Annotated in this window: 9 protein-coding genes; 6 read left to right on the plus strand and 3 right to left on the minus strand. The window is 56.2% G+C overall.

The window, feature by feature from the left end; genetic code table 11:
- Positions 1–79: 79 nt before the first annotated feature.
- Together glpD and glpK are read left to right on the plus strand one after the other, a co-directional pair.
- Positions 80–1,621 (plus strand): glycerol-3-phosphate dehydrogenase, encoded by a 1,542-nt coding sequence (gene glpD, locus ACJ5NV_RS18790; RefSeq protein ID WP_411646220.1) that lies wholly within the window; start codon positions 80–82, stop codon positions 1,619–1,621.
- Positions 1,622–1,649: 28 nt separating this feature from the next.
- Positions 1,650–3,137: a glycerol kinase GlpK gene (gene glpK, locus ACJ5NV_RS18795; protein WP_411646222.1), complete on the plus strand. Its 1,488-nt coding sequence runs from the start codon at positions 1,650–1,652 to the stop codon at positions 3,135–3,137.
- A 64-nt stretch (positions 3,138–3,201) separates the two neighbouring features.
- Here the strand turns inward: glpK and ACJ5NV_RS18800 are convergent, their stop codons facing one another.
- Positions 3,202–3,798 carry a gamma-glutamyl kinase gene (locus ACJ5NV_RS18800; RefSeq protein WP_411646224.1) on the minus strand — a complete coding sequence of 199 codons (597 nt, stop codon included), beginning with the start codon at positions 3,796–3,798 and terminating at the stop codon, positions 3,202–3,204.
- 193 nt (positions 3,799–3,991) lie between these two features.
- Here ACJ5NV_RS18800 and recA point away from each other — a divergent pair, with 193 nt between their 5' ends.
- The 3 genes from recA (at position 3,992) to ACJ5NV_RS18815 (ending at position 8,172) form a co-directional block, all read left to right on the plus strand.
- Positions 3,992–5,068, plus strand: a complete 1,077-nt coding sequence (recA, locus tag ACJ5NV_RS18805; RefSeq protein ID WP_411646226.1) for a recombinase RecA — start codon at positions 3,992–3,994, stop codon at positions 5,066–5,068.
- Between the two features lie 165 nt (positions 5,069–5,233).
- A complete protein-coding gene (alaS, locus tag ACJ5NV_RS18810; RefSeq protein WP_411646227.1) occupies positions 5,234–7,888 on the plus strand; it encodes an alanine--tRNA ligase in 2,655 nt (884 codons plus the stop codon).
- Positions 7,885–8,172, plus strand: coding sequence for a DUF1330 domain-containing protein (locus tag ACJ5NV_RS18815; RefSeq protein ID WP_411646229.1), 288 nt, complete (start codon positions 7,885–7,887; stop codon positions 8,170–8,172). The genes alaS and ACJ5NV_RS18815 overlap by 4 nt, the downstream gene beginning before the upstream one ends.
- Positions 8,173–8,313: 141 nt before the next feature.
- Here ACJ5NV_RS18815 and typA read toward each other — a convergent pair whose 3' ends face one another.
- Together typA and ACJ5NV_RS18825 are read right to left on the minus strand one after the other, a co-directional pair.
- Complete coding sequence (typA, locus tag ACJ5NV_RS18820) at positions 8,314–10,131, minus strand: translational GTPase TypA (RefSeq protein ID WP_411646230.1); 1,818 nt, start codon at positions 10,129–10,131, stop codon at positions 8,314–8,316.
- An 82-nt stretch (positions 10,132–10,213) separates the two neighbouring features.
- Entirely contained in the window at positions 10,214–10,549 is a 336-nt protein-coding gene (locus ACJ5NV_RS18825; RefSeq protein ID WP_411646232.1) for a DMT family transporter, read from the minus strand.
- 168 nt (positions 10,550–10,717) lie between these two features.
- Here ACJ5NV_RS18825 and ACJ5NV_RS18830 point away from each other — a divergent pair, with 168 nt between their 5' ends.
- Complete coding sequence (locus tag ACJ5NV_RS18830; RefSeq protein WP_411646234.1) at positions 10,718–11,548, plus strand: transferrin-binding protein-like solute binding protein; 831 nt, start codon at positions 10,718–10,720, stop codon at positions 11,546–11,548.
- Positions 11,549–11,691: the final 143 nt, after the last annotated feature.

The following is an 11,691-nucleotide window of genomic DNA, read 5'->3' on the forward strand; positions in this document are numbered from 1 at the left end:
GATCCGAACATTTGGGCGCGTGCAACTTGCGCCCTGCGTGTACTCTTGTCACACGCGGGTGAAACAGATGGGGCACGTGATGCAGCAGGACTTTGACGTTTTTATTATCGGTGGTGGGATCAATGGCTGCGGGATTGCGCGCGATGCGGCGGGCAGGGGGCTCAATGTCGGTTTGGCCGAAATGAATGATCTGGCCTCGGCCACCTCATCGGCCTCGACCAAGCTGTTCCACGGCGGGCTGCGCTATCTGGAATTTTTCGAATTCGGTCTGGTCCGCAAGGCACTGAAAGAGCGCGAGGTTTTGCTGCGCAACATGCCTCATATTAGCTGGCCCATGCGCTTTGTGCTGCCCTATCACACCGATATGCGGTTTGAGAGCGATACCCCGACCTCAAAACTACTGGGCTTGGTCATACCCTGGATGAAAGGCCGGCGCCCGCGCTGGCTGATCCGTTTGGGCTTGTTTCTTTATGATCATCTGGGCGGTCGGCAAATCCTGCCGGGGACGCAAGTGGTTGATCTGACGCAACAGCCCGTAGGTGCCCCGCTCAAATCAAAATTCGAACAAGCGTTCGAATATTCCGATTGCTGGGTCGAAGACGCGCGTTTGGTCGTATTGAATGCCCGTGATGCGGAAGAGCGCGGCGCAAAAATCATGACCCGCGCGCGGGTGATCAGCGCCGAACGGATAGACGGGCACTGGCGCATTGTGACAGAGGCGGATGGCGTGCAGCACACGCATACTGCCCGCGCGTTAGTCAATGCTGGGGGACCCTGGGTAGAGGATATCATCCGCAACGTGGCACGACATAACACGTCTGAGGGCGTGCGCCTTGTGCGCGGCAGTCATATCGTGACCAAAAAGCTGTTCGATCATGACAAGGCTTATTTTTTGCAGGGTGAGGACGGGCGGATCATCTTTGCCATTCCCTATGAAACCGATTTCACCCTGATCGGGACGACGGATGCAGAGCATGATGATCTGTCGCAAACCCCTGTCGCGACAGAGGCCGAACAGGATTATCTTTGTGCGTTTGCCTCAAAGTATTTCGAAAAGCCTGTGACCCGCGAAGATATCGTCTGGACCTATTCCGGTGTGCGGCCGCTCTATGATGACGGAGCGACATCAGCGACGGCTGCGACCCGTGACTATGTTTTGTCACTGGATGAAAACGGCCCGCCGCTTTTGAATATTTTTGGTGGCAAGATCACCACCTATCGCAAGCTCGCCGAAAACGCATTGAAGCAGCTGACGCCTCTGATTGGGGGCGGCCATGGTTGGACTGCGGATGCCCCGCTGCCGGGTGGTGATTTCAAGGTTGGGGACCGGGACAAGCTGGTCAGCGATCTGCAAGCGGCCTATTCCTTCCTGACACCGGCATGGGCGCTGCGCTTGATCAAGGCTTATGGCACTGATGCAAAGCGGATATTGGGTGCGGCCAAAGCCGCAGATGATTTGGGCCGCGACTTCGGCGCGACCCTGACCGAGGCAGAGGTGAAATGGCTAATGACCCGCGAATATGCTTGCCGGGCCGAAGATGTGGTCTGGCGCCGTTCCAAACTGGGCTTGCGTATGACCGCAGATCAGATCGTCGCCCTTGACGCCTATATGGCAGCTTGAAACAACACAGAAAAACAGGGGGGAGATCATGACGTATATCCTGGCCATCGACCAAGGCACCACATCAAGCCGGGCGATCATCTTTGATGCCAAGATGCAGGTGCAAGCAGTTGCGCAAGAAGAGTTTCCTCAGTATTTTCCACAGTCCGGCTGGGTGGAACATGATCCCTCTGACATCTGGTCCTCGGTCGCGTCTACCTGCCGCGGCGTGATTGAAAAAGCTGGGATCGATGCCGGGGATGTGGCGGCCATCGGGATCACGAACCAGCGCGAAACAACGCTGGTCTGGGACCGAAATACTGGTGAGCCGGTGCATAACGCGATCGTTTGGCAGGATCGGCGTACTGCCCCTTTCTGTGCTGAATTGCGGAAAGAAGGGTTTGAGCCGACCATTACACAAAAGACTGGATTGCTGGCTGATCCGTACTTTTCGGGCACGAAGGTCGATCATATCCTCAGCACTGTAGAGGGTGCCAAAACAAGAGCAGAGGCCGGTGATTTGTTGTTCGGGACAGTTGATTGCTACCTGATCTGGAAATTAACTGGCGGCAAGGTACATGCAACCGATGCAACCAATGCAGCCCGCACCATGCTCTATGATATCCGCAAAGGACAGTGGAGCACGACGATCTGCGAGCGGTTCGGTATCCCCATGTCAATGCTGCCTGAGGTCAAGGATTGTGCGGCGGTTTTCGGTGTGACCCGTACGGATCTTTTCGGTCGCGAGATCCCGATCCTTGGCGTCGCAGGCGATCAGCAAGCAGCGACCATCGGTCAGGCTTGTTTTGAGCCCGGCATGTTAAAATCGACCTATGGGACGGGGTGCTTTGCACTGCTGAACACCGGTGAAAAGCTGGTCGAAAGCAAAAACCGTCTTCTGGGGACAATTGCCTATCAGTTCGATGGCAAGCCAACATACGCGCTGGAAGGCTCGATCTTTATCGCGGGCGCGGTGGTGCAATGGCTGCGCGACGGGTTGAAGATCATCCGCGAAGCCGCAGAGACCCAGCCGCTGGCCGAAAAGGCCGATCAAGGGCAAGAGCTGTATATGGTGCCCGCCTTTACCGGGCTGGGCGCACCCTATTGGGACGCCGAAGCACGCGGCGCGATTTATGGCCTGACCCGTAATTCCGGCCCTGCGGAGTTTGCGCGCGCGGCGTTAGAAAGCGTAGGTTTTCAGACCCGTGATCTCCTGGAGGCCATGAAGAGCGACTGGCAAACCACTGATACGGATGGTGTATTGCGGGTTGATGGCGGGATGAGCGCGTCTGACTGGTCAATGCAGTTTCTGTCCGACATCATCGGCGCGCCTGTTGATCGGCCCAAAGTGTTAGAGACCACTGCATTGGGGGCCGCATGGTTGGCGGGGATGAAGGCGGGGATCTATCCAAATCAGGCCGATTTTGCAGCGGAATGGGCGCTGGACCGACGGTTTGAACCGCAGATGGACTCGGCCGTGCGTGACCGACGCTACGCTGGCTGGCAGAATGCGGTAAAGCGGACGTTGACCACATAATCGGCGGATCCCGCGGGTATGGCTGAAACAGAGGTCCCGGATCAGGTCCGGCACTGCGTCGTACTCAGGATTGACCAAGTTCCCAAATTGCAAATTCGGCTGCGCGTTTATCGCGCAGCTTCGCCTCTACCTCGGGGGATATTGTCAGTTCCATCGGAGGGGAGACGTTTTTTTCTTTTAGGATAATCGTCATCTCTAATCTGTCTTCTAAAAACCCGATCACTTTGTGCCAAGATTCGTACTGAAACAGGTGCTGCACGCCGACTTCGCCGTCGTTGATCCGCAGAAACTTGTTCTGCGATCCGACATTGGCGAAGGGGGCGGGCTGCCCCTTGCAATATTCCAACACGAATTCATCGAAACTGACATTGCGGGTGGAGTTTTCATGCCCCATCAAATCCGCGCGTGTGCGATAGCGATACCAACTGCCCAGCCAATCAACAGGGTTGCGCACGACGGCCATAAGTTCCGGTTTCTGCCCGCCAGCCTGCACGAAAAACGGTTTAAGGAATCGTTTGTAGCGATAGCAGGGCGCATGTTTCAACTGTGGCGGATCGCGTAGAACCATAGAGGCGCGGGGCGCAAGCGCGCCTTCCAAGGCCGTTGATCCCGTTTTTGGAACAGCCAATAAGACAAGGTTTTCTTTCCAGAAAACAAGCATTTGTGCGGCGTCCTTTAATTTTATTGTTGCTTATCGTTGATGTAAATCAAGTCTTAACCACTCTCGATCAAAGGTGAACAGGTAAATTTTTAGTTGCAATGTTCCCCTTGTGATCCCATGTGTGATGGGAACACAAAGAGAACAAAAGCAGTGATTGCTGCCCACCGGGTCGCATGAAATAAGGACAGGAAATATGGCAACGGCAGAACTCCTCAAAATGGCTGATAAAAAGACCGCGGATAAAGAAAAAGCGTTGGAAAGCGCATTGGCTCAGATCGAACGCCAGTTCGGCAAGGGCTCTATCATGAAGCTGGGGGCGGATAACCCTGCGGCCGATATCGAATCGACATCAACCGGTTCGTTGGGGCTGGACATCGCGCTTGGTATTGGTGGCCTGCCAAAGGGCCGCGTAATTGAGATTTACGGACCGGAATCGTCAGGTAAAACTACGCTGACCCTGCATTCCATCGCGGAAGAGCAGAAAAAAGGCGGTGTTTGTGCTTTTGTCGATGCGGAACACGCGCTGGACCCGCAATATGCGAAAAAGCTGGGCGTAAACTTGGATGAGCTGCTCATCTCGCAGCCTGACACCGGCGAACAGGCGCTGGAAATCGTTGATACGCTGGTACGTTCGGGTGCTGTGTCACTAGTCGTTGTTGATTCGGTGGCGGCGCTGACGCCGAAGTCCGAGCTGGAAGGCGACATGGGCGACAGTTCTGTCGGTGTCCACGCGCGGCTGATGTCGCAGGCGATGCGGAAATTGACTGGGTCGATCAATCGCTCTGGCTGTATGGTAATCTTTATCAACCAGATCCGGATGAAAATCGGCGTTATGTTCGGATCTCCCGAAACAACAACAGGCGGTAACGCGTTGAAATTCTACGCTTCTGTCCGCCTGGATATCCGCCGTATCGGCGCGATTAAGGACCGGGATGAGGTTGTCGGCAACGCGACTAGGGTCAAGGTTGTCAAAAACAAAGTGGCACCACCGTTCAAACAGGTGGAGTTTGATATCATGTACGGCGAAGGGATTTCCAAGACCGGTGAGCTGCTTGACCTTGGGGTGAAAGCGGGCGTCGTCGAAAAATCGGGTGCTTGGTTCAGCTATGGGGACGAGCGGATCGGACAGGGGCGTGAGAACTCCAAGATGTTCCTGAAAGAAAACCGTTCCATCGCGCTAGAGATCGAAGACAAGATTCGTGCCGCACACGGGCTTGATTTCCAAGCTCCTGAAGGCGACGGCGGCGACGACGATCTGGTCGAGATGTAAGAAACGCAGACGGTGACTGCAAAAACGCTCAGGTCAGCGTGGATGACCGAGAATACTCCAGAGAGGGTGTCGCGCTGCGGCACCCTTTTTGCGTCCGCCTGTGGACAGTGTCGGGGTGCGGGGCTATTTCTGCGCCTTAACGTAGATCATTAGTGAAAGCCTGTCATGACCTCCCTTGCTGACATCCGATCAACCTTTCTGAATTACTTTGAAAAGCAGGGGCATGTGATCGTGGCCTCCAGCCCGCTGGTCCCGCGCAATGATCCGACGCTGATGTTCACCAATTCGGGCATGGTGCAGTTCAAGAACCTGTTCACCGGGGTCGAGACGCGCGACTATAGCCGCGCCACGTCCAGCCAGAAATGTGTGCGGGCTGGGGGCAAACATAACGACCTTGATAATGTTGGCTATACCGCGCGCCATCACACGTTTTTCGAGATGCTCGGGAATTTCAGCTTTGGCGATTATTTCAAGCCTGAGGCGATCCCTTTCGCTTGGGAACTCATCACAAAGGAATTTGGCGTTGATCCCAAGCGGCTGCTGACCACGGTTTATCACACCGATGACGAAGCGTTCGAGATCTGGAAAAAAGTCGGCGTGCCTGAGGATCGGATCATCCGTATCGCGACATCCGATAATTTCTGGCAGATGGGCCCGACTGGTCCCTGTGGCCCCTGTACCGAGATTTTCTATGACCACGGCGATCATATCTGGGGCGGCCCTCCGGGGTCGGCAGAGGAAGATGGAGACCGGTTTATCGAAATCTGGAACGTCGTGTTCATGCAGAATGAGCAGTTCGAGGACGGCTCCATGCGCGCGCTCGACATGCAGTCGATTGATACCGGCATGGGGCTGGAACGGATCGCGGCACTGCTACAGGGCAGCCACGATAATTACGAAACTGACCTGTTTCGCGCATTGATCGAAGCGTCTGCGCACGCCACGCATACTGAACCTTTTGGTGATCAAAACGTGCATCACCGCGTGATTTCTGACCACCTGCGCTCGACTTCTTTCCTCATCGCCGAAGGCGTGCTGCCATCGAACGAGGGACGCGGCTACGTTCTGCGCCGGATCATGCGCCGCGCTATGCGTCATGCGCATTTGCTGGGTGCGAAAGACCCCGTCATGCACCAGCTCGTCCCTGCACTGGTGCGCCAGATGGGCGAGGCTTATCCGGAACTAGGCCAGGGTCAGCGGCTGATCGAAGAGACGTTGCTGAACGAAGAAGTCCGTTTCAAGCAAACGCTCGAACGCGGCCTCAAACTTTTGGATGATGAACTGGCAGGCTTCCCCGAAGACAGTGCGCTGCCGGGCGAGGCGGCGTTCAAGCTATATGACACCTTTGGGTTCCCGCTTGATCTGACGCAGGATGCACTGCGCGAAAAGGGTCGCACGGTGGATACCGACGGTTTCGATACAGCCATGGCCGCACAAAAAGCCAAGGCCCGCGCTGCGTGGTCCGGCACTGGCGAGGCTGCGGATAATGCTGTCTGGTTTGATATCGCAGATGCCCACTGCACCACAGATTTCCTCGGGTATGATACGCTGACGGCTGAAGGGCAGATCCTGGCGCTGATCAGTGATGGGTCCACAACGGACAAGGCCGATGGCAAAGTGCAAATCGTGCTGAACCAGACTCCGTTCTACGCCGAGGCGGGTGGTCAAGTCGGCGATGCAGGCGTGATCCGCACAGAAACCGGTAAGGCAAAGATCACCGACACCAAGAAGGTGGCGGGCGTTTACGTGCATTTCGCCGAAGTGACCGAGGGCGCATTGTCGAAAGGGCAGGGCGCAGAGCTGGCCGTTGACCCGGATCGCCGTGGGCGGATCGTGGCAAACCATTCGGCGACCCACTTGCTGAACGAGGCGCTGCGCGAAGTATTGGGCGATCACGTGGTACAGCGTGGATCGCTGAATGCGCCTGATCGTCTGCGGTTTGATTTCAGTCACACCAAACCGTTGAGTACGGACCAACTTGCGCAGATTGAGGCTGACGTGAACCTGCTGATCCGTCAGAACGACCGTGTCGAAACCCGGATTATGACGCCGGATGATGCGCGCGGCATGGGGGCACAGGCGCTGTTTGGCGAGAAATACGGGGACGAGGTCCGCGTGGTTTCGATGGGTCGCAGAACTGGCTCTGGCAAAGGGGCGGATGGGAACACCTATTCGTTAGAGCTTTGCGGCGGCACGCATGTAAAGCAGCTTGGTGAAATCGGCGCCTTTGTTGCGCTCAGCGATAGCGCATCAAGCGCCGGTGTGCGCAGGGTTGAGGCGCTGACCGGGCAGTCGGCCCTCGATTACCTGCGCGCACAGGATCAACGGCTAACGCAGGTCGCGACTGCCTTGAAAGCCCCTGCGTCTGAAGTCGCTGACCGGGTCAGAGCTCTGCTGGATGAGCGCAAGGCGCTGGCGAACGAGGTGGCCCAACTACGTCGCGAGCGTGCCATGGGCGGCAGCGCGAAAGAAGCCGCGCCGTCCGATGTGATCAACGGGGTCGCTTTTCAGGCGCAGGTACTGACAGGCGTGACGGGCAAAGACCTGCCTTCGCTGATAGACGAGATAAAAATGCAGATGGGCAGCGGTGCCGTGTTGCTGATCGCGGATACCGGTGGCAAGGCCGCCGTCGCGGTTGGGGTGACAGAAGACATGGTGGACCGTGTCTCTGCCGTCGAGATCCTGCGCGCTGTCACGCCTGAACTGGGCGGCAAGGGCGGCGGCGGTCGTCATGACATGGCGCAGGGCGGCGGCGCCTCTGCCGAGAATGCAGAGGCGGCGATTAATGCCGCGCGTAACGTTCTGGAGGGACTGAAATGAGCGCACTTTGGATTGCCCATGTAACTGTCACGGATGAGGTGTCGTACAAGAAATACGCCGAACTGGCGGGCCCGGCGATTGCCGATCATGGCGGTACGTTCCTTGCGCGGGGCGGTCGTTTTGTTCAGCTTGAAGGCAAGGAGCGTCCGCGCAATGTGGTTGCGAAATTCCCGTCAGTCGAGGCGGCGGTGGACTGCTACAATTCTGCCGCCTATCAGGCCGCATTGGACCACGCGCGGGATGCATCTGAACGCGAATTGATGGTTGTCGAAATCACCGAATAGCACAGCCGTTAATCGGCGCTGATCTATCTCGCGTTGCGTGCCTTCAAGCCGGGGAACGCAGCTCAGATCACTCACCAGAATCAAAAACGCCCAGGTCTGGTTGAAAGGCCCGGGCGTAAAATTTTTAACGTTTCTGGCGTCTTAGCTTGCCCGCGCTTGTCGCTTGCGTTCATGCGGGTCAAGGAACCGCTTACGCAGGCGGATTGCATTTGGCGTGACTTCTACCAGCTCATCATCGTCGATATAGGCAATCGCCTGTTCCAGCGACATTGTCACCGGCGTGGTCAGACGCACCGCTTCGTCTGTGCCAGAGGCGCGCACGTTCGTTAGCTGTTTACCCTTCAACGGGTTTACCTCAAGATCGTTTTCGCGGCTGTGCTCGCCGATGATCATGCCCTGATAAACGGCTTCCTGCGCGCCGATAAAGAACTTGCCGCGATCTTCCAGTTTCCACAGCGCGAAGGCAACGGATGTTCCGTTTTCCATGGAAATCAGAACGCCCTGACGGCGGCCTTGGATTTTGCCCTTATAAGGGGCCCAGCCGTGGAACAGACGGTTCAGAATACCCGAACCGCGCGTATCGGTCAGGAATTCCCCGTGATAGCCGATCAAACCGCGCGAAGGGACATGGGCGATAATGCGGGTCTTGCCAGCGCCTGCGGGCTTCATTTCAACCAGTTCACCCTTGCGCGGCCCGGTCAGCTTCTCAACAACGGAACCGGTATATTCGTCGTCCACGTCAATTGTTGCTTCTTCGATCGGCTCCATCCGGACGCCGTCGACTTCTTTATAAATCACCTGCGGACGCGAAATGGACAGCTCGTACCCTTCGCGGCGCATGTTTTCGATCAGCACGCCCATCTGAAGCTCGCCCCGGCCAGAGACCTCGAAAGCATCGCCGTTGGGGGTGTCGTTGATCTTGATCGCGACGTTGACCTCAGCCTCTTTCATCAGACGGTCACGGATCACGCGCGACTGCACTTTTTTGCCGTCACGACCAGCTAGCGGGCTGTCGTTGATGCCAAAGGTCACTGTGATGGTGGGCGGGTCAATCGGCTGTGCCGGGATCGCCGTTTCAATCGCGGGGTCGCAGAGCGTGTCAGCAACTGTGGCTTTGGTCATGCCCGCAACAGTGACGATATCGCCAGCCTCTGCCAGATCAATCGGCTGCTGTTGCAAGCCGCGAAAGGCAAGGATTTTTGAAACGCGGAACTGTTCAATCTTGTCGCCGGTACGCGACAGTGCCTTTAGCGTATCGCCCGCTTTAAGCGTGCCCGCCTCAACCCGGCCGGTCAGGATACGCCCGATGAACGGGTCAGCCGACAGCGTGGTGGCCAGCATTTGGAAAGGCTCATCCGCGCGGGTGATCTGCTTGGGTGTGGGCACATGATCCACGATCAGGTCAAAGAGCGCATCAAGGTCCTTGCGCGGCCCGTCCAGTTCAGCATCGCACCAACCTGCACGGCCAGAAGCATACATGACCGGGAAATCCAATTGTTCGTCATCGGCTTCCAGTGCCGCGAACAGGTCAAACACATCATCCACGGCCCGGTCGGGTTCACCGTCAGCCTTGTCGACCTTGTTGACCACAACGATGGGACGCAGCCCCAGTGCCAGCGCTTTAGAGGTCACGAATTTCGTCTGCGGCATCGGGCCTTCGGCGGCATCGACAAGCAGCACAACCCCATCAACCATGGACAGGATACGCTCCACCTCACCACCGAAATCGGCGTGGCCAGGTGTGTCAACGATGTTGATCCGGGTGCCTTTCCATTCGACCGAAGTACATTTGGCCAAGATGGTGATGCCACGCTCACGTTCGATGTCATTGCTGTCCATCGCCCGTTCTGTCGTGGCTTCATTTTCCCGGTAAACACCGGATTGTTTCAGTAGTTCGTCGACAAGTGTCGTCTTGCCGTGGTCAACGTGCGCGATGATCGCGATATTACGGATATCCATTACGGTCTGCCTTATGGGTAAGTTGCCGCGCGGATAGCGTGCATCTGCAGCAAAGGCCAGCCCCTAAAAGCCAGAGCTTACTTTAGTGTGTCGCAGCGTTGGAAAATAGGTGGATCACAAGGATGCCAACCAGGATCAGCGCAATGCCCAGAACGGCGGGCATGTCCAACTTTTGGCCGAATACGATATATCCGATCAGCGCGATCAAAACGATGCCAAGGCCTGACCAGATGGCATAGAGAATGCCCACAGGCATCACCTTAAGCGCCAGTGCCAGCAGGTAAAATGACGCAGCATATGTGATCACGCAGAGCACCGAGGGCCAGAACCGCGTGAACTGCGCGCTGGCCTGCAGCGCGGTGGTCCCGATGGTTTCGGTTATAATAGCGATGATGAGGTAGATATAATGCATGGGCATGGCAGAGCTATACCTACCGTTGTCGGACTTGTCAGCGGGTCATCGCCCAAAATAAACAACAGCCCCATTTCCGCAGTTTCTTTGCCGCCTTTTCGCCGTATAGCTTTGCCAAATCGCTTATCGGGCAATGAGTTGCGCGATAACGAGTAAGAGTACGGAGTAATTCCCATGTCAGCATACCTAAGACCGGCACTTCTGATAACTGCCCTGACTGCTTGCGGCGGCGGTGATGGGATGTCTGACGATCCGATATCGGGCAACGGCCTGCCTTTTGCGTCCGGCGGTCGCTCTCTCGCGGACACAGAGGGCACGACCATGAGCCTGCAAGGCGCTCGTTTGCAACAAAACGGTGACGGCGCAATCGACAGCGGCACCATCAGGCTGGATGCGGGTTTTTTCGATGCGGATATTGACGCAGAACGCAATGCTATGGCGACGATCTTCGGAGAAGAGATCGTGATCACCAACGGTGTAGGCCAGGTAACCACTGGTGAAGAAGTGTTGCTTATCTATAACTTCAATGACAGTGGCCTATATGCGGGTGCGGTCCAGTTCACAGTGTCATCAAACAATGGAGCTGACGGCACCATCGACGGAGAGGTGGCCTATGTGTTCGGCTACGAGACGAACCCGGCAGATTTGCCGTCAGGATCAGGAACAACCACTTATGAAGGCGGGTTTCAGGCCGCAGGCTATGTGGGTGAAACCTCGCCGGATTATGAGGGCACTCTAAGTGTCGAAGTTAGTTTTGCGAACGATTTCGCAAGGGTAGAATTGAATGGAAAACTAGATGGTGAAGACAGCCTTAATCTAAGCGGTAGTAATCTCGCGCTTAGCGGAAATGGATTTTCAGGCGGGCTGAATTGCAGTGCAGGCTGCTTGACGTCCAGTTCGGAAATTGACGCGAGTTTCTATGGCCCCAACGCCGAAGAAGTTGGTGGCGTGCTGCTAATTGAGACAAATAGATACGAAGGCGTCGGGTCGTTTATTATTGATTGACTTAGGTGCGCGCGCCACCTTTGTCGGAACAAATTTAATTTGAGACGCTCTGACTCTGAAGTGCAGATTTTGCAGATGTGTACATAAGGTGTGAGAGCTTTGAACGTTTTGAGGCCTTGTTCATATTGTAGCCATCCACGACG

Origin of the sequence: Loktanella agnita (genome assembly GCF_046640325.1) — a bacterium.
GTDB lineage: Bacteria > Pseudomonadota > Alphaproteobacteria > Rhodobacterales > Rhodobacteraceae > Yoonia > Yoonia agnita.